19 protein-coding genes are annotated in these 17,805 nt (G+C 73.6%); 12 read left to right on the top strand and 7 right to left on the bottom strand.

Annotated features, from left to right (window positions below; all coding sequences use genetic code 11):
- Positions 1 to 113: 113 nt before the first annotated feature.
- Together ACH4SL_RS36785 and ACH4SL_RS36780 are read right to left on the bottom strand one after the other, a co-directional pair.
- On the bottom strand, positions 114 to 602 hold the full coding sequence (locus ACH4SL_RS36785) for a hypothetical protein (RefSeq protein ID WP_398454565.1): 489 nt from the start codon (positions 600 to 602) through the stop codon (positions 114 to 116).
- Positions 603 to 774: 172 nt separating this feature from the next.
- Complete coding sequence (locus ACH4SL_RS36780; RefSeq protein WP_398454562.1) at positions 775 to 1,350, bottom strand: TerD family protein; 576 nt, start codon at positions 1,348 to 1,350, stop codon at positions 775 to 777.
- Between the two features lie 132 nt (positions 1,351 to 1,482).
- On the opposite strand from ACH4SL_RS36780, the gene arfB reads away from it, so the two are divergent.
- Positions 1,483 to 1,920, top strand: a complete 438-nt coding sequence (gene arfB / locus ACH4SL_RS36775; protein WP_398454559.1) for an alternative ribosome rescue aminoacyl-tRNA hydrolase ArfB — start codon at positions 1,483 to 1,485, stop codon at positions 1,918 to 1,920.
- A gap of 49 nt (positions 1,921 to 1,969) precedes the next feature.
- Here arfB and ACH4SL_RS36770 read toward each other — a convergent pair whose 3' ends face one another.
- A complete protein-coding gene (locus ACH4SL_RS36770; protein ID WP_398454581.1) occupies positions 1,970 to 2,482 on the bottom strand; it encodes a flavin reductase family protein in 513 nt (170 codons plus the stop codon).
- Between the two features lie 321 nt (positions 2,483 to 2,803).
- On the opposite strand from ACH4SL_RS36770, the gene cdgB reads away from it, so the two are divergent.
- Positions 2,804 to 4,465: a diguanylate cyclase CdgB gene (gene cdgB, locus ACH4SL_RS36765; protein WP_398454556.1), complete on the top strand. Its 1,662-nt coding sequence runs from the start codon at positions 2,804 to 2,806 to the stop codon at positions 4,463 to 4,465.
- Between the two features lie 214 nt (positions 4,466 to 4,679).
- On the top strand, positions 4,680 to 5,819 hold the full coding sequence (locus tag ACH4SL_RS36760) for a threonine aldolase family protein (RefSeq protein ID WP_398454553.1): 1,140 nt from the start codon (positions 4,680 to 4,682) through the stop codon (positions 5,817 to 5,819).
- A gap of 46 nt (positions 5,820 to 5,865) precedes the next feature.
- Here the strand turns inward: ACH4SL_RS36760 and ACH4SL_RS36755 are convergent, their stop codons facing one another.
- The 3 genes from ACH4SL_RS36755 to ACH4SL_RS36745 all read right to left on the bottom strand — a co-directional run bounded on the left by ACH4SL_RS36755 (position 5,866) and on the right by ACH4SL_RS36745 (position 8,961).
- A complete protein-coding gene (locus ACH4SL_RS36755) occupies positions 5,866 to 6,837 on the bottom strand; it encodes a zinc-binding alcohol dehydrogenase family protein (protein ID WP_398454550.1) in 972 nt (323 codons plus the stop codon).
- Positions 6,838 to 7,014: 177 nt separating this feature from the next.
- A complete protein-coding gene (locus ACH4SL_RS36750) occupies positions 7,015 to 7,701 on the bottom strand; it encodes a response regulator (RefSeq protein WP_398454579.1) in 687 nt (228 codons plus the stop codon).
- A gap of 54 nt (positions 7,702 to 7,755) precedes the next feature.
- Positions 7,756 to 8,961, bottom strand: coding sequence for a sensor histidine kinase (locus tag ACH4SL_RS36745; RefSeq protein WP_398454547.1), 1,206 nt, complete (start codon positions 8,959 to 8,961; stop codon positions 7,756 to 7,758).
- A gap of 557 nt (positions 8,962 to 9,518) precedes the next feature.
- On the opposite strand from ACH4SL_RS36745, the gene ACH4SL_RS36740 reads away from it, so the two are divergent.
- The 9 genes from ACH4SL_RS36740 (at position 9,519) to ACH4SL_RS36700 (ending at position 17,074) form a co-directional block, all read left to right on the top strand.
- Entirely contained in the window at positions 9,519 to 10,427 is a 909-nt protein-coding gene (locus tag ACH4SL_RS36740; RefSeq protein WP_398454544.1) for a Rossmann-like and DUF2520 domain-containing protein, read from the top strand.
- Complete coding sequence (panC, locus tag ACH4SL_RS36735; RefSeq protein ID WP_398454542.1) at positions 10,424 to 11,269, top strand: pantoate--beta-alanine ligase; 846 nt, start codon at positions 10,424 to 10,426, stop codon at positions 11,267 to 11,269. The genes ACH4SL_RS36740 and panC overlap by 4 nt, the downstream gene beginning before the upstream one ends.
- Positions 11,266 to 12,987, top strand: a complete 1,722-nt coding sequence (locus ACH4SL_RS36730) for an L-aspartate oxidase (RefSeq protein WP_398454539.1) — start codon at positions 11,266 to 11,268, stop codon at positions 12,985 to 12,987. The genes panC and ACH4SL_RS36730 overlap by 4 nt, the downstream gene beginning before the upstream one ends.
- A gap of 162 nt (positions 12,988 to 13,149) precedes the next feature.
- The gene (gene nadC / locus ACH4SL_RS36725; RefSeq protein WP_398454576.1) at positions 13,150 to 14,142 is read left to right on the top strand and encodes a carboxylating nicotinate-nucleotide diphosphorylase; all 993 of its coding nucleotides are present in this window, start codon (positions 13,150 to 13,152) and stop codon (positions 14,140 to 14,142) included.
- Between the two features lie 6 nt (positions 14,143 to 14,148).
- Complete coding sequence (locus tag ACH4SL_RS36720) at positions 14,149 to 14,943, top strand: type III pantothenate kinase (RefSeq protein WP_398454535.1); 795 nt, start codon at positions 14,149 to 14,151, stop codon at positions 14,941 to 14,943.
- Positions 14,944 to 15,436: 493 nt separating this feature from the next.
- Entirely contained in the window at positions 15,437 to 15,613 is a 177-nt protein-coding gene (locus tag ACH4SL_RS36715) for a hypothetical protein (RefSeq protein ID WP_398454533.1), read from the top strand.
- Between the two features lie 78 nt (positions 15,614 to 15,691).
- Positions 15,692 to 16,087, top strand: a complete 396-nt coding sequence (locus ACH4SL_RS36710; RefSeq protein ID WP_078862728.1) for a BlaI/MecI/CopY family transcriptional regulator — start codon at positions 15,692 to 15,694, stop codon at positions 16,085 to 16,087.
- Positions 16,088 to 16,096: 9 nt separating this feature from the next.
- Positions 16,097 to 16,615, top strand: a complete 519-nt coding sequence (locus tag ACH4SL_RS36705; protein WP_398454529.1) for an amino-acid N-acetyltransferase — start codon at positions 16,097 to 16,099, stop codon at positions 16,613 to 16,615.
- A gap of 120 nt (positions 16,616 to 16,735) precedes the next feature.
- The gene (locus ACH4SL_RS36700; protein WP_031524250.1) at positions 16,736 to 17,074 is read left to right on the top strand and encodes an Lsr2 family protein; all 339 of its coding nucleotides are present in this window, start codon (positions 16,736 to 16,738) and stop codon (positions 17,072 to 17,074) included.
- Here ACH4SL_RS36700 and ACH4SL_RS36695 read toward each other — a convergent pair.
- Positions 17,005 to 17,640, bottom strand: coding sequence for an SCO3374 family protein (locus ACH4SL_RS36695; protein ID WP_398454526.1), 636 nt, complete (start codon positions 17,638 to 17,640; stop codon positions 17,005 to 17,007). The genes ACH4SL_RS36700 and ACH4SL_RS36695 overlap by 70 nt on opposite strands.
- Positions 17,641 to 17,805: the final 165 nt, after the last annotated feature.

Below are 17,805 nucleotides of genomic sequence, written 5' to 3'. Positions count from 1 at the left end.
CGTCGTCACCGGCCCGAAGGGGCAGTTCGGTTCGTACCGGACCACCGGCCGGTGGGGGCTGAGCGCGCAGTTCCCCGCGCCCCTGGTGGTTGCCCGGCGCCGCAGGCCGAGGCTCAGACGCGCGGGAAGCGGGAGAGGAGGGTCCAGACCGCGGGGTTGGCCGCCAGGCCGTCATGGAGGTCGGTGAGGTCGGCCACGACGTCCTGCAGGAAGTCGCGGGCCTCGCGGCGCAGGTCGGCGTGGCGGACGGAGAGGGGCGGCTCCTCGGGGAGCCAGTCCGCGGTGACGTCGACGAAGCCGAAGCGGCGGACGAAGCGGAGCCGGTCCGGCGATTCCGTGAAGTCGAACTCCGCGTGCTGGGGGCGGGCGGCGCGGCTGCCCGCGGGGTCGCGGTCGAGCTGCTCGGCGATGTCGCACAGCGCCCACGCGAAGTCGAGGACGGGCACCCAGCCCCACGCGGTGGCGAGTTCGCGCTCGCCCTCGGCGATGTAGACGTCGCCGCAGAAGAGGTCGTGCCGCAGGGCGCGGACGTCCGCCGTGCGGTAGTCCGTCTGCGGCGGGTCGGGAAAGCGGCGCGAGAGCGCGTAGCCGAGGTCGATCACGGGTCGATCGTCCCAGACCGCCCCGGCCCCACCGCTCCCCGGCAGGGGAAAGGCCCCGCGCAGGGGGAAGGCCCCGCGCAGGGGAACCGCCCCACCGCTCCCCGGCAGGGGAACGGCGCCCCTCCCGCCTGTGGGGGAGGAGCGCCGTCGGGGTCCTGCGGGGACAGGGACGTCAGAGGCTGACGCCGAAGTCCGTGGCGATGCCCGTGAGGCCCGAGGCGTAGCCCTGGCCGACCGCGCGGAATTTCCACTCCGCGCCGTTGCGGTAGAGCTCGCCGAAGACCATCGCGGTCTCGGTCGCCGCGTCCTCGCTCAGGTCGTAGCGGGCGATCTCCGCGCCGCCGGCCTGGTTGATGATGCGGATGTATGCGTTGCGCACCTGGCCGAAGTTCTGGCTGCGGGACTCGGCGTCGTAGATCGACACCGGGAAGACGATCTTCTCGATGTCGGCGGGCAGGCCGGCCAGGTTGACGTTGATCGCCTCGTCGTCGCCCTCGCCCTCGCCCGTGCGGTTGTCGCCGGTGTGGACGATGGTCTGGTCCGGCGTCTGCTTGTTGTTGAAGAAGACGAAGTGGCCGTCGGAGTAGACCTTGCCCTCCGCGTTGACCGCGATGGCGCTCGCGTCGAGGTCGAAGTCCGTGCCGGTGGTGGTACGGACGTCCCAACCCAGGCCGACCGTCACAGCCGTCAGGCCGGGCGCCTCCTTGGTCAGAGAGACGTTGCCGCCCTTGGTCAGGCTTACCGCCATGGGAAGTCCCCTTATGTCTGGTCGTAGGTGTTGCGGTCGAAACTACCGTCATCGGACTGAACGCGGACCGGGGATCCGGTGGTTCCGTCCCGCGCGCTAAATCCCGTGCGCCGGGGCGGCGCACGCGCGACCATGGAAGGCATGTACGGGCCACTGACCATCCGCGGCTCCGTCTCCGTGCCGGAGTCGGAGCTGCTGTGGCGTTTCTCCAGGTCGTCGGGGCCCGGCGGGCAGCATGTGAACACCTCGGACAGCCAGGTGGAGCTGCGGTTCGACGTCGCGGCGACCGAGGCGCTGCCGCCGGTGTGGAAGCAGCGCGCGCTGGAGCGGCTGGCCGGCCGGCTGGTGAACGGCGTGGTCACGGTCCGCGCCTCCGAGCACCGCTCGCAGTGGCGCAACCGCGACGCGGCCGCGACGCGGCTCGCGGCGCTGCTGGCCGAGGCGACCGCGCCGCCGCCCAAGGCCCGGCGCCCGACGAAGATCCCGCGCGGCATCAACGAGCGGCGGCTGCGGGTGAAGAAGCAGCGCAGCGACACCAAGCGGGGGCGCTCCGGCGGCAGCTGGGAGTGACCCCCAGGCCCCGGGCCCACCCACCGAGCCCCCCGCGCGGTCGCGGGGCTCAGCTCAGGAAGCGGTAGCGCCCGCGGAAGTACGCCAGCGGGCCGCCCTCCGCGCTGGGGGTGCGCGCGTCCAGGACGTGCGCGACCACCAGCGTGTGGTCCCCGGCGGGCACGCGCTGCGCGGTCTCGCACTCCAGTATCGACAGCGCCCCGCCGAGCACGGGTGCGCCCGAGTGCTCGCCGCGGTAGTAGGAGATGTCCTCGAAGAGCAGCCGGTCGCTGATCCGCCCGCGCAGCGCGAAGCGACCGGCGATGTGCCGCTGGCTCTCGCTGAGCACGGAGGCGGCCCAGCGCGGCTGCCGTTCGAGCAGCTCGTCCATCCGGGATCCGGTGCGTACGCTCACCAGCACCATCGGCGGTTCGAGGGAGACGGACATGAAGGCGGTCGCGGTCATGCCGACGTCCTCGCCGCGCGGCCCGTCGTCCGGGTCGTGCGCGGTGATGAGGACGACGCCCGCGGTGAGGCGGGTCATCGCGGCGCGGAAGGCATCGGGGTCGACAGTGTGGGCCATGGTGGTCCCAGCATGCCGGTCGCTCGGTGAGTGCAGCACGTACCTCACGTTACGGCTCGGTAGGCGAATACGGATCGGGCTGTGGTCCCACTCATAACCGGTACCGGGCCTAGGCCTATCGGTCCGGACCGGCCGCACCCTCTGTATTCACATGCTTACGCGATGATGTGACTTGAGTCACAAGCAGCAGATATTGTTGACCCTGTGTACCGACCGCACAGCTCGCTGTGATTCAGTGGCCGGAGTAACCCGGTGCCAGCGGCGTCATCGGATGTATCGCGGAGACCACGGGAGTTGGCCGTCCAGGGCGCGGAGAGGGGCATGGATACCGAATCGGAGCCGTATGTCCGCCTCACGACCCTGCGTCAGCTGCACCAGGTCGTGGCGGACCTCAACACCGCCCGCAGCCTCGCCGACACCATCCAGGCCGTCGCCGACGGTGTGGTCACCGGCCTCGGCTACGACCTCGCCGCCGTCAACCTGGTACGGCCCGACGGCGACCTCGTCGTCGCCGCCTTCGCCGGCAGCGAGGCGGGCGAAGCGCTGCTCACCGGCAAGGTCGGCTCCCGCGCCGCCTGGGACCGGCGGCTCGGCATGGGGCAGCGCTGGGGCTCGCTGCGCTTCATCCCGCACACCGAGGGCTGGGTCCTCAACGACGACGACGTACCGCAGTGGCACACCGACGGCCCGCTGCCCCGCTTCGCCGACGAGTGGCACCCCGGCGACCGCCTCTACGCCCCCATGTACGCCTCCCTCGGCGGCGGCGGCGACATGCTCGGCGTCATATCCGTCGACAGCCCCTCCAGCGGCCGCCACCCCGGGCCCTGGGGCCAGGAGGCGCTGCAGATGTACGCCTTCCAGGCCGGCATCGCCATCAGCAACGCCCGGCTGCGCGCCAACATGCAGCGCGCCCTCGTCCGGCTGGAACGCGACCAGCAGGCGTTGCGGGCCAGCGAGGAGAGCTTCCGGCAGGCCTTCGAGTACGCGCCCAGCGGCATGGCCATCGCCGAGATGGGCGGCGACCAGCACGGCAGGCTGCTGCGGGCCAACGACGCGCTGTGCCGGCTGCTCGGGCGCAGCGCCTCGGTCATGCGCCGCTACTCCTTCTCCGACCTCGTCCACCCCGAGGACGTCGGCCTGCTGCTGCGCACCTCCGCGGAAGGGGGCCGCGCCGAGCTGCGGCTCGCGCGGCGCGACGGCACGTACGTGTGGGTGTCGCTGCGCAATTCCGTCGTCGCCGACACCACGGACGGGCCGCGCTTCCTGCTCACGCACGTCGAGGACATCGAGGACCGCAAGAGCCGCGAGCTGCAGCTCGCCCACCGCGCCAGCCACGACTCCCTCACCGGGCTGCCCAACAGCGCGGAACTCCGCTCCCGGCTCACCGCCCGGATCTGCAACCGCCCCGGCGACAAGGACGCGGCCGCGCTCGCCGCGGAGGTCCAGGGGCCGGACGAATTCGCCTTCAGCTACGGCTACGGGCCCGACGAGCTGGCCTCGCCGCTCGGCGCGATCGGCTACGACTCGCACACCCATGTCGCCGTGCCCGAGGAACGCGACCCCGCGCCCGGCAAGGGGCTCGCGGTCCTCTTCTGCGACCTCGACGGCTTCAAGTCCATCAACGACCGCTTCGGCCACCACACGGGCGACGCCGTCCTCATCGAGGTCGCCCGCCGCCTCACCGGCGCGGTGCGCGACGGCGACACCGTCGCCCGCCTCGGCGGCGACGAGTTCGTCGTCCTCGCGGACGGCCTCGCGCCCGCGGACGCGGCGGACCTCGCGGTGCGGCTGCGCAACGCGATCACCCCGCCCATCCGCGTCGACGGCCGCGCGGTCCGCGTCGGCGCGAGCTTCGGCATCGGCTGGGCCGGCTGCGGCATGACGGTGGAGGAGATCCTCCACTCCGCGGACCAGCGCATGTACGTCGAGAAGCGCAGCCGCTCCTCGTCCTCCCCACGCCCCAGCCACCGCCGAGCGGGCTGACACCCGCGGAAGTTCGGCCCCTTCGCGCTCCGGCTGCCCCGTGCGGTGGCGTTCGCGACCAGCCCCCACCGGGGGGAAGGCGACATGCCACGCCAGGTGGCACTCACCCAGGGGCACGGGGAACTGGGCGCTCAGCCCCCACGCACCGCAAGGTCGCGCAAAGCACCCCGGGGGGCAGCCCGGGGCGGCGGCCCCCGTGAGGGAAGATCGGCTCATGGGTGAGAGCGAAGAGCAGGCGCGGCGGGTCGCCGCGGTCAAGGCGTGTGGGCGGGTGCTCGCGAATCCGCCGCGGGAGTCGATCGCGGAGCGGTTCGCGCGGCTCGTACGGGAGGGCTCGGAGGCGTACGACACCTCCGAGGCGGTCGACCTCTACGGGGATGAGAAGAGCGTCGTCGGCGAGCTGGAGCGCCGCACGGCGGAACTGCTCGGGACGGAGGCGGCCGCGTACTTCCCGACGGGCACGATGGCCCAGCAGGTCGCCCTGCGGACGTGGGCGGGGCGGACCGGCAACCCCCTGGTGGCCCTGCATCCGCTGGCGCATCCGGAGATGTACGAGCGGGACGCCCTGAGCGTGCTGACGGGCCTGCGGACCGTGCACCCGACGCGGGATCCGCGGATGCCCTCCGCCGAGGAGGTCGCCGATCTCGACGAGCCGTTCGGCGCGCTCATGCTGGAGCTGCCGCTGCGCGTCGCGGGCTACGTGCTCCCGACGTGGGACGAGCTGACGGCGACGGTCAAGGCGGCCCGCGAGCGGGACGCCGTCGTGCACATCGACGGCGCCCGCCTGTGGGAGTGCCCGCCGCACTTCGGGCACACGCTCCAGGAGATCGCCGGCCTCGCCGACAGCGTGTACGTCAGCTACTACAAGTCGCTGGACGGCATCTCGGGCGCCGCCCTCGCCGGCTCCGCGGACTTCGTGGCGGAGGCCAAGGCGTGGCGGCACCGCTACGGTGGCCAGGTCTTCATGCAGTTCCCGGCGGTCCTCTCCGCGCTCGCGGGCCTGCGCAACGAGCTGCCGCGGCTGCCGTCGTACGTGGCGCACGCCCAGGTCGTGGCCCGGGCGCTGCGCGAGGGCCTGGCGGCGGGCGGCGCGACCTGGCCGCGCACCTACCCGGACGCGCCGCACACCCACCAGTTCCAGGTGTGGCTGCCCTACCCCGAGGACGTGCTGAACAGGGCCGCGCTGGAGCAGGCCGAGGAGCGCGGCGAATCCCTCTTCGGGCGCTACGCGTTCTTCGAGCCCCGCATGCCGGGCCTGTCCATGCTGGAGATGACGGTCGGCCGCGAGGCCCTGGAGTGGACGGAGTCCGACGTCCACGCGGCGGCTGCCGACTTCGCACGCCGCCTGCCCTGACGCGCCCGCGGCCACCGGCGGGACGGCTCCCGCCGGTGGCCGCCGCTCAGACGCGCAGCAGCAGCTTGCCGGTCGTCGCCCGGGACTCCACCAGCCGGTGCGCCTCGCCCGCGTCGGCGAGGTCCAGCTCCGCCGTCACGGGCAGCTCGACGCCCCCGTCGAGCACCGTGCGGAAGGCCGCGTCGGCGAGTTCCCGCAGCCGCGCCGGATCCTGCGCGGCGAGGCCCATGAGGGAGAAGCCGGCGACGGACCGGGCGGCGGGGTAGACGTCGCCGGGCCCGATCTGCCAGGGCGCGGCATTGCCGGAATTGCCGAAGGACACCAGGCGGCCGAAGCGCGCGGTCACGGCGAGCGTACGGCGGAAGGTCTCGCCGCCGACCGCGTCGAGTGCGACGTCCACGCCCCGCCCGCCCGTCGCCGCGCGCACCTTCTCGTCGAAGTCCGTGTCGAGGAAGACCTGGTCGTAGCCCGACTTCAGGGCGTGCGGCGCCTTGTCCATGCTGGAGACGACACCGTAGACGGCCTTCGCCCCGCCGAGCCGCGCCAGTTGCCCGGCGACCGTGCCGACACCGCCCGCGGCGCCCTGCACCAGGACGGTGTCGCCCTCGCGCAGCCGCGCCACGTCGTGCAGCACGCCGTACGCCGTCGGCATCACCGTCGGCAGCGTCGCCGCGGTCCGCAGGTCGAGCCCCGCAGGCACGGTGAAGGCGCTGGCGGCGGGCACGGCCGCGATCTCGGCGTACCCCCCGCCGCGGACGAACGCGGCGACCTCGTCACCGGGCGCGTGCCCCGTGACGCCCTCGCCCACCGCGAGCACCCGCCCGGCGACCTCCAGGCCCGGCCGGAAGGGCAGCGCGTCGACCTGGTAGCCCTTCGTACGGGCCATGATGTCGGCGAAGTTGACGCCCGCGAAGGCGACGGCGACGGTGATCTCGCCGGGCCCCGGTTCCGGATCGGGCACGTCCACGAGCCGCAGCACGTCCGGCCCGCCGAACTCCTCGATGACGATCGCGCGCATGGCGCCTCCCCGTAGTCCTGTCCGTCCACTGCGCCGCCTGCCGCGCCGCGGTGTTGATCAAACGCGCCGGGCTGCGCTTCTGATTCCGCGCCGGTGATTCCGCTGACGCGCTGATCCGCTGATTCCGCGTCAGTCCGGTCCGTACCCGCCCCGGCGGCTTTCAGCCCCGCCGCCTCGTCACAACCCGCCGCCGCCCGCCCGCACCAGACCCGACTCGTACGCCAGCACGACCGCCTGCACCCGGTCGCGCAGGCCCAGTTTGGTGAGGATGCGCCCGACGTGCGTCTTGACGGTCGCCTCCGACAGCACGAGCTTCGCGGCGATCTCGCCGTTCGACAGGCCCTGCGCGACCAGCAGCAGCACCTCGCGCTCGCGGTCGGTGAGCTTCTCCAGCTCCTTGTGCCGCGGCTCGGACTCGGGGGTCGGCAGCATGGGCGTGAAGCGGTCCAGCAGCCGCCGGGTGGTGCTGGGCGCGACGACCGCGTCCCCGCTGTGCACCGCGCGGATCGCGGCCAGCAGCTCGTCCGGCGGCACATCCTTGAGCATGAAGCCGGCCGCCCCCGCCTTGAGCGCGGCGAACGCGTATTCGTCCAGGTCGAAGGTGGTCAGGATGAGCACCCGCGGGCCGTCCTCGCGCTCCCGGTCGCCGCCGCAGATCCGCCGTGTCGCCTCCACCCCGTCCATCCGCGGCATCCGCACGTCCATCAGCACGACGTCCACCCGGGTGGCGCGCAGCACCTCCAGGGCCTCCGCGCCGTCACTCGCCTCGGCGACGACCTCCATGTCCGGCTGCGCGGCCAGCACCATCCGGAAGCCGGTGCGCAGCAGCACCTGGTCGTCCACGAGCATGACCCGGATTCCCATCACGTCCCCATCCGTCGTTCTCCCGATCCCGATACCGGTTCTGATCCCGTTTTTTCAGCGACCGGTCCGCAGCGGCAGCACCGCGCTGATCCGGAAACCCCCGCCGGGGCGCGGCCCGGCCGTCAGCGTGCCGCCGACCATGCCGATCCGCTCCCGCATGCCGATCAGGCCCTGGCCGAGGCCGTCCCGGCCGCCCTCCTCGTACAGCGCGTCCGCGCCGCCCCGCCCGTCGTCCTCGATCAGCAGATCCAGCTCCTGGTCGCCGAAGCCCAGCACGACGCTCGCGCTCGCCCCGTCCCCACCGTGCTTGCGCACGTTCGTCAGCGCCTCCTGCACGATGCGGTACGCCGTCAGCTCCACGCCGCTGGACAGCGGCCGGGCCGACCCCGCGACCTCGAACCGCACCGGCAGGCCCGCGCCGCGCACCTGGTCGATCAGGTCCGCGAGCTGGTCCACGCCCGGCTGCGGCACGTACTCGCCGCCCGCGTCGTCACCCGCCCGCAGCAGGCCCAGCAGCCGGCGCATCTCCGCGAGCGCCTGCCGGCCGGTCGTGGAGATCGTGCTCAGCGCCTGCCGCGCCTGGTCCGGGGCGGCGTCCATGACGTACGCGGCGCCGTCCGCCTGCACGACCATCACCGACACGTTGTGCGCGACCACGTCGTGCAGCTCCCGCGCGATCCGCGCCCGCTCGGCGGCCACCGCCGCCTTCGACTGCGCCTCCCGCTCCCGGTGCATGCGCTCGGCGCGTTCCTCCAGCTGCGCGTAGTACGCCCGGCGGGTGCGCAGCCGGTCGCCGACCACCCAGGACAGGGCGAAGACCATCGTCAGGAAGAACGTCTGGAGCAGCGTCGTCCAGATCGTCGAATACTCGCCCTCCGGCGGCCACCGCGCCTCCGCGATCGGCGTCGCCAGCAGCCCCGCGGTCAGCGCGAGCCGCGAGGACCAGCGGGTGCCCGTCGCCGCGCACGTGTAGATGATCGCGAGCATCGCGGCGTCGCCCGGGTTGGGCGCCCGCACGTCCAGCGCGAGCTGGGCCAGGCCCGTCGCGACGGCCAGCAGCAGCATGCGCTCGGGCGCGCGGCGGCGCAGCGCGACGACCGTCGCCATCGCGACGGACACCGGTACGGCGGCGGCGCGGGCCGCCGGCGAGGGTGTCGCGTCCGCGACGATCCACACGGCGCACACGACGAGGAGGACGACGGCCCAGAAGGTGTCGACCCCCGTCGGGTGGCGGCGGAAGAAGTCGTAGATGCGCTGCACATAACCCAGCGTAAGGATCGCGCCGCTCCACGGGGTCACCCCTCGGACCGATCCGGTGTCCACCTTGGGGTGGACCTCGGCCCCGACGCGTACGCCCCGGGGTGCCCCTTGCGGTGTTCCGCGCGACCTTCTGCCGGTGGGGGCTGGTCGCGCAGTTCCTCGCGCCCCCGGTGTACCCGGCGGGGCATCGCGCCCCTTCCCGGTGGGTGGGGTCGGGTGCCGGCACGGGGCACCTCCTCGGAATGCGCGTTCGCCCTCTTTCGGTGTTGGTGAGGTACGGGGAAGCGCATTCCTGCGGGGGCACCCCGCACCGTCCCCCTCCGGGTTGTACGGCGGGCTCGCCGCCGGCGGTGGTGCGGTCCCACTGGAGGACCGTCAGACGACGTCCTACTCGCACGGGTGGTGCGGGTGGGAACACTCCGCGCCGAAGGCGCGGGCACCCCCGCGGCGGGAAAGCCGCAGACGCACCCCGCGCGCGGGGAGTTGGGCGCGTCACAGAAGGGCGCCCCCCGCAGGGGGTTCGCGTAGGATTGACGAGAACCCGAGCGGGAGGCGCAATGGTGGAGGAACGGCCGGGACGGCTGACCGTGGGAGTCGTGGGAGCGGGCCGCGTCGGCCCGGCCCTCGCCGCCGCGCTCGCACTCGCAGGGCACCGCCCCGTCGCCGCCTCCGGCGTGTCGGAGGCGTCCCGTCGGCGCGCCGAGGCCCTGCTGCCGGGCGTGCCGATGGTCGAGCCCGGCCAGGTGCTGGCGCAAGCCGACCTCGTGCTGCTGACCGTCCCGGACGACGCCCTGCCCGCGCTGGTCAACGGCCTGGTGGAGACCGGTGCCGTACGCCCCGGGCAGCTGATCGTGCACACCTCGGGGCGGTACGGGACGGCCGTGCTGGAGCCCGCGCTGCGTGCCGGGGCGCTGCCCCTCGCGTTGCACCCGGCGATGACGTTCACCGGCACCCCGGTGGACGTGCAGCGCCTGGCGGGCTGCACGTTCGGCGTGACGGCGCCCGGTGAGCTGCGGCTGGCCGCGGAGGCGCTGGTCATCGAGATGGGCGGGGAGCCGGAGTGGGTCGCCGAGGAGGCCCGCCCGCTCTACCACGCCGCGCTCGCGATCGGCTCGAACCACCTGGTCACGCTGGTCGCGCAGGCGCGGGATCTGCTGCGTACGGCCGGCGTCCAGGAGCCGGGCCGGATGCTGGGCCCGCTGCTGGGCGCGGCCCTGGACAACGCGCTGCGCTCCGGCGACGCGGCCCTGACCGGCCCGGTCGCCCGCGGCGACGCCGGCACCGTCGCCGCCCACCTGCGCGAGCTGCGCGCCCACGCGCCCGAGGACGTGCCGTCGTACGTCGCGATGGCCCGCGCCACCGCGGACCGCGCGCTGGCCAACGGCATGCTCAAGGCCGAGTCCGCGGAGGCGCTGCTCGGCGCCCTGTCGGACGACCCCACCCACCGAGACGAGGGCACCGAATGACCGAGCTGGTCCACCACGCCGGGGATCTCCCGCCCGCGGCCGCCGTGGTCATGACCATGGGCGCCCTGCACGAGGGCCACGCCTCGCTGATCCGCGCCGCCCGTGCACGCGCGGGGGACGGCCGGGTCACGGTGACCGTCTTCGTCAACCCGCTGCAGTTCGGCCCGAACGAGGATCTGGACCGCTACCCGCGCACCCTGGACGCCGACGTGAAGCTCGCGGAGCAGGCGGGCGCGGACGTCGTCTTCGCGCCGGACGCCGGCGAGGTCTACCCCGGCGGGCAGCCGCAGGTGCGGATCAGCGCCGGGCCCATGGGCGAGCGCTTCGAGGGCGCCACCCGGCCCGGCCACTTCGACGGGATGCTCACCGTCGTCGCCAAGCTGCTGCACCTGACGCGCCCCGCGGCGGCCGTCTTCGGCCAGAAGGACGCCCAGCAGCTCGCCCTGATCCGCCGTATGGCCACCGACCTGAACTTCCCCGTCGACATCGTCGCGGCCCCGACCGTGCGGGACGCCGACGGCCTGGCGCTGTCCAGCCGCAACCGCTACCTGTCGCCCGCCGAGCGCACCTCGGCCCTCGCGCTGTCCCGCGCCCTGTTCGCGGGCCGGGAGGCGGCGCAGAAGGGCCCCGCGGCCGTCGCGCACGCGGCCCGTACGGTCCTGGACGCCGCGGCCGCCGCGGAGCCGCCCGTCGTCCTCGACTACTGCGCGCTCGTCGATCCCGCCGACTTCACCGAGGCCGCCCCCGGCCACACCGGGCCCGCCGTGCTGGCCGTCGCCGCCAAGGTCGGCAGCACCCGCCTCATCGACAACATCCCGCTGGAATTCGGAGCCGTGTCATGACCGCATCGGGAAGCAGCACCGGCATACGCCTGCACGCCCCGGCCCCCGGCTGGGCCATCACCGCCGACGTCGTGGTCGTCGGCTCCGGCGTGGCCGGGCTGACCGTGGCGCTGCGCTGCGCCGCGGCGGGCGCGAAGGTCACCGTCGTGACCAAGGCGCATCTGGACGACGGCTCGACCCGCTGGGCGCAGGGCGGCATCGCCGCGGCCCTCGGCGAGGGCGACACCCCCGCGCAGCACCTGGACGACACGCTCGTCGCGGGCGCGGGCCTGTGCGACGAGAACGCGGTCGGCCTGCTCGTGAGCGAGGGCCCCGGCGCGGTCCGCCGCCTCATCGCGACCGGCGCCCGCTTCGACGCCGACCCGGCCACCGGCGAGATCCTGCTCACCCGTGAGGGGGGCCACCACCGCAGCCGTATCGTCCACGCGGGTGGTGACGCGACCGGCGCCGAGGTCTCCCGCGCCCTCATCGAGGCGGTGCGGGCCGCGAGCATCGAGCTGATCGAGAACGCCCTCGTCCTGGATCTGCTGGAGGACGCCGAGGGCCGCACCGCGGGCGTCACGCTGCACGTCATGGGGGAGGGGCGGCGGGACGGCGTCGGGGCGGTCCACGCGCCCGCCGTGGTGCTCGCCACCGGCGGCATGGGCCAGGTCTTCTCGGCGACGACCAACCCGCCGGTCTCCACCGGCGACGGTGTCGCGCTGGCGCTGCGCGCCGGGGCCGAGGTCAGCGACATCGAGTTCGTGCAGTTCCACCCCACCGTGCTGTGGCTGGGCCCGGACGCCGAGGGGCAGCAGCCGCTGGTGTCGGAGGCCGTACGCGGCGAGGGCGCGTACCTCGTCGACGGCGAGGGCGTGCGCTTCATGCTCGGGCAGCACGAGCTGGCCGAGCTCGCGCCGCGCGACATCGTCGCCAAGGCCATCACCCGCCGTATGCAGGAGACGGGCGCCGCGCACATGTTCCTCGACGCCCGGCACTTCGGGGCGCGCATGTGGGAGGAGCGCTTCCCGACCATCCTCGCCGCGTGCCGCGCGCACGGCATCGACCCGGTCACCGGGCTGATCCCGGTCGCCCCCGCGGCCCACTACGCCTCCGGCGGTGTCCGCACCGACCTGCACGGCCGGACGACCGTGCCGGGCCTGTACGCGTGCGGCGAGGTCGCCTGCACGGGTGTGCACGGCGCGAACCGGCTCGCGTCCAACTCGCTGCTCGAAGGACTGGTCTTCGCCGAGCGCATCGCCGAGGACGTCGTCGCCTCCCTCGACGGGCGCGGCGCCCGGGTCCCGCAGGGGGTCGTCCCGGAGCCCGGCGGCGCCCCGCTGCTGGCCTCGGAGGCGCGCTACGAGGTGCAGCGCATCATGTCCGCGGGCGCGGGCGTGCTGCGCAGCGCCGAGTCGCTGACGGCCGCCGCGGGCGCCCTGGAGCGGCTGCACACCGCGGCCGTGGAGGCGTACGACCGCGAGGGCAAGACCGCCGAGCCGTGCGTCGAGACCTGGGAGGCGACCAACCTGAGCCTGGTCGCCCGGGTCCTGGTGGCCGCCGCCCGGCGCCGCGAGGAGACCCGCGGCTGCCACTGGCGCGAGGACCGTCCCGAGCGCGACGACCAGGACTGGCGCAGGCACCTCGTCGTCCGGCTGACCCCGCACCGTACGCTCGACGTCCGCGGCACCGGCGGGCACGACTTCCCGCCGGTCCGCGGGGCGCGGGCGGACGGCTGAGTCGGGGATGATGGGGGCCGGGAGCGTCCGCCGCACCCGGCCCGTACCGCCAGGGCCCGCCGCACACGTCCGCACGCCCCCCGCCGCCCGCCCGCGGCCACCGCACCGCCCTCCGAAGGAGCACCAGTGACCAGCCCCGACCGCCAGCCCGTCGCCCTCCCGCTGCCGACGATCGGCCCGCCGCAGGAAGCGGGCGGCGGCTGCGGGGACGGCTGCGGCTGCGGCTCCGACGACTACGCGGACGGCTACGGGCTGGACCCGCTGGAGTGCGGCCTCGACCCCGACCTCGCCGAGCTGATCGCGGAGGCCGGACTCGACCCGGTCCAGGTCGAGGACATCGCCCACATGGCCATCGAGGAGGACCTCGACCAGGGCGTGGACATCACCACGATCGCGACCGTCCCCGAGGAGTCCTTCGCGGTCGGCGACTTCACCGCCCGCGAGGCCGGCGTCGTCGCGGGCCTGCGGGTGGCCGAGGCGGTGCTGTCGGTGGTGTGCACCGACGAGTTCGAGGTCGAGCGGCACGTCGAGGACGGCGACCGGGTCGCGGCGGGCGACAAGCTGCTGACCGTACGCACCCGCACCCGCGACCTGCTCACCGCCGAGCGCAGCGCCCTCAACCTGCTGTGCCGGCTGTCGGGCATCGCCACCGCCACCCGCGCCTGGGCCGACGCCCTGGAGGGCACCCGGGCGCAGGTGCGCGACACCCGCAAGACCACGCCGGGGCTGCGGGCCCTGGAGAAGTACGCGGTGCGCTGCGGCGGCGGCGCCAACCACCGCATGTCGCTGTCGGACGCGGCCCTGGTCAAGGACAACCACGTGATCGCCGCGGGCGGTGTCGCGCAGGCCTTCCGGCTCGTCCGGGAGGAATTTCCCGACGTGCCGATCGAGGTCGAGGTCGACACCCTGCACCAGGTGCGCGAGGTGCTCGACGCGGGCGCCGACCTCATCCTGCTGGACAACTTCACCCCGGCCGAGACCGCCGAGGCCGTCGCGGTCGTCGGCGGCCGCGCCTTCCTGGAGTCCTCGGGCCGGCTCACCCTGGAGACCGCCCGCGCCTACGCCGAGACGGGCGTGAACTTCCTGGCCGTGGGCGCGCTCACGCACTCCGCGAAGATCCTGGACATCGGCCTGGACCTGCGAGCGGAGAGCTGAGGGCGGATGCTGCTCACCATCGACGTCGGCAACACCCACACCGTCCTCGGGCTCTTCGACGGTGAGGAGATCGTCGAGCACTGGCGCATCTCCACCGACGCCCGCCGCACCGCCGACGAGCTGGCGGTGCTGCTCCAGGGCCTCATGGGCATGCACCCGCTGCTCGGCGACCTCGGCGACGGCATCGACGGCATCGCCATCTGCTCCACGGTGCCCTCGGTGCTGCACGAGCTGCGCGAGGTCACCCGCCGCTACTACGGGGACGTCCCCGCCGTCCTCGTCGAGCCCGGCGTCAAGACGGGCGTGCCCATCCTCGTCGACCACCCCAAGGAGGTCGGCTCGGACCGCATCATCAACTCGCTGGCGGCCGTCCACCTCTACGGCGGCCCCTGCATCGTCGTCGACTTCGGCACCGCCACGACCTTCGACGCGGTGTCCTCGCGGGGCGAGTACGTGGGCGGCGCGATCGCCCCCGGCATCGAGATCTCCGTCGACGCCCTCGGCGTGCGCGGCGCCCAGCTCCGCAAGATCGAGCTGGCCCGGCCGCGCAGCGTCATCGGCAAGAACACCATCGAGGCGATGCAGTCCGGCATCCTCTACGGCTTCGCCGGGCAGGCGGACGGCATCGCCGAGCGCATGGCCCGCGAGCTCGCCGCCGACCCCGACGACGTCACGGTCATCGCCACCGGCGGGCTCGCGCCGCTGGTGCTGAACGAGGCGTCGATCATCGACACGCACGAGCCGTGGCTGACCCTGATCGGCCTGCGCCTGGTGTACGAGCGCAACGTTCCGGCGACGTAGCGGGAGGTGCGGGGCGACGCACCCGGCGGCAGGGGATGCGGGCATTTTGTGCGCTTAGCACTTAAAGTCCAGGCAATCGACGACGTACGACAGCGTCTGGAGGCCCCTATGCCCGCGCCGCGCCGCTTGCTCACCCTCCCCGGTCCGTCCGCCGCCGACCAGCCCAAGCCCGCTCCGAGGCCGGCCCCGGGCGCCCCCCGGCCCACCGGGCCGCAGCAGCCCGCCCCCGAGCCCGGCCGCCGCACCCCCACGCCCGCGGAGATCTGGCCGCCGCGGCCGCCCTCCCGCCCCGAGCCCCCGGCGAAGGACGCCGCCGCCCCGCCCTGCCCGCCCTCCGCGCGCTGAACCGTCCGCCCCGCGCCCGCGGCTTTCCCCGGGTATTGGCCCCGCATTCACCGTGCGGGGTGCGGGGCGGCGGGCTTTTCCCGGCCCCTCCGGCGGGTTTTGCGTACCCGTATGCAGGACGCGCGGGAGGCGTGGCTACTCTGGCGGTATGGACTACGTTTCCGCGATCGTGCCCCCGCTGGTGATGGCGATCCTCTTCACGTGCGTGATCGTCACCATCGTCAAGCACCAGGGCGGTGCCCAGGCCAGGGAGGACGCCGCGGTCGACGCGGCCTTCAGCAAGGCCGAGGCCACCCGCCAGGCCGCCGGCGACGGGGACCGCTGACCCGCGCAATCCGCTACCCGGCCCCCGGCAACTCCGCATTCCGGGCATTCGGACGTACCACCGCTTAGTATTCCGAGTGTGCCCCGGCCATTGGGAGACCTCGAAGACGCGGTCATGACCCGGGTGTGGGAGTGGAACCGTCCGGTCACCGTTCGTGAGGTTCTTGAGGACCTCGCGCGTGACCGCACGATCGCCTACACCACGGTGATGACCGTAATGGACAACCTGCGCCAGAAGGGCTGGCTGCGCAGGGAGGCCGATGGCCGCGCTTATCGCTATGAGGCGGTATCGACGAGAGCCGCATACTCGGCCGCACTGATGAACGAGGCGTGGTCCGCGAGCGACAACCCGGCCGAGGCGCTGGTCCACTTCTTCGGCATGATGTCCCCGGAACAGCGCGAAGCGGTGCGGGACGCAATGCGCATCATCCAGTCCGTCGACCCCTCGGGTCCGCCCGATGCGGAAGGGCGATAGCGTCCGTCCATGCCCCTCGTGTCGAATGACGTGACCATCCGCCGTGCCCGCACCTCGGATGTCCCCGCCGTGCGGCGGTTGCTGGACGGCTATGTGCGCGACGGCATCCTGCTGGACAAGGCGACGGTGACCCTATTCGAGGACATCCAGGAGTTCTGGGTCGCCGAACGCGACGAGGACGCCTCCGTGGTGGCGTGCGGCGCACTGCACGTCATGTGGGAGGACCTGGCCGAGGTCAGAACGCTGGCCGTGGATCCGGCGCTGCGCGGCGCGGGGGTCGGCCACCAGCTGCTGGTGAAGTTGCTGCAGACCGCCCGCTGGCTGGGAGTCCGCCGCATTTTCTGCCTCACGTTCGAAGTGGACTTCTTCGCGAAGCACGGCTTCCGGGAGACCGGGGACACCCCGGTCGACCGCGATGTGTTCGGGGAGCTGCTCCGTTCCAATGACGAGGGCGTCGCCGAGTTCCTGGACCTGGAGCGAGTGAAACCGAACACCTTGGGCAACAGCCGCATGCTGCTGCAACTGTGACGTTCCGGTTTGTCCGGATCGCACTGTCTCGGGCGTCCGTCTTCGTGCAAGGGGTTTGTGTTTTCCCGGGAAAGGCGCTTTGCTTTTACCGTTAATCCGTTTTCGATGAAAGGGAAGCCGGTGGCACAGAAGGTTCAGGTCCTTCTCGTTGACGACCTCGACGGTGGTGAGGCGGACGAGACAGTGACGTTCGCACTCGACGGCGTGACGTACGAGATCGACCTCACCACGGCGAATGCCGACAAGCTGCGCGGGCTGCTCAACCCGTACACGGACAGTGGTCGCCGTACCGGTGGCCGTGCCGGGCGCGGGCGTACCAAGGCGGCGCGCGGGGCGGGCGCCTCGGGGCCCGACACCGCGAAGATCCGCGCGTGGGCGAAGGAGAAGGGCTACGAGGTCAACGACCGTGGCCGGGTGCCGGCCACGATCCGCGAGGCGTACGAGAAGGCCCACGGCTGATCCTGCGCACGCGCCCGCAGCGCGATCCGGTGGCAGGCCGTCGCCGCGGCGGCGACGAGGGCCGGAAGGCCGATGGGAACCCCCGATCCATCGGCCCCGCCGGAATCCCCGGCGACATGCAGTGCGGGGAGCGCGGCCTCGATGTCGACGCCCGGCCGGGGGGGCCGCAGCCACACCGGTGCCGACCGGTCGTATGCGGCCTCCCGGCGGCCCCACTCGGGGTGCGCCGGCGCCCGCATCAGCCGGCCCGAGCCGAGCGCGGACAGATCCAGCGGGATACCGCCCCAGTCCAGCCATTCCAGCAGGCCGGGCAGCTCCTCCGCGGAGCCCGCCGCGACGAGCAGCCGCACCCGGCGCCCGTCGAGCGCCACGGGCCCCAGCGCGCCGGGCCGCGGGAAGCGCCCGAGCAGCGCGTACCCGGCCTCCGCGGGCACGTCCAGCGCGTCGAAGCGCACGCCGGTGACCAGCCCCGGCACCCCGCCCGCCGGGCCCGCGCCGGCCGCGGCCCCGGCCGCCCCGGACGTCTCGGCCACCGGCCAGCCCAGCTCATCCTCGTACCAGCCCATGCCCGAGCAACTTCCCGGACGCGCCGGAGTTACGCGCCGTGTACGTACGAACACATGCCGTAGGCGAACGGCGGGCGGTACGGCGGCGTGAAGTGTTCGCCCGGGCGCAAGGCTGTTCGCCCGTAGCGCACACCTGACCGACATCCGGTGTGGAGTGTCGGTCGC

The organism is Streptomyces sp. NPDC021020, from assembly GCF_044333285.1.
Classification (GTDB): domain Bacteria; phylum Actinomycetota; class Actinomycetes; order Streptomycetales; family Streptomycetaceae; genus Actinacidiphila.
Note: the sequence above shows the minus strand (reverse complement) of the source record. Positions and strands in the feature narration are given on the sequence as shown.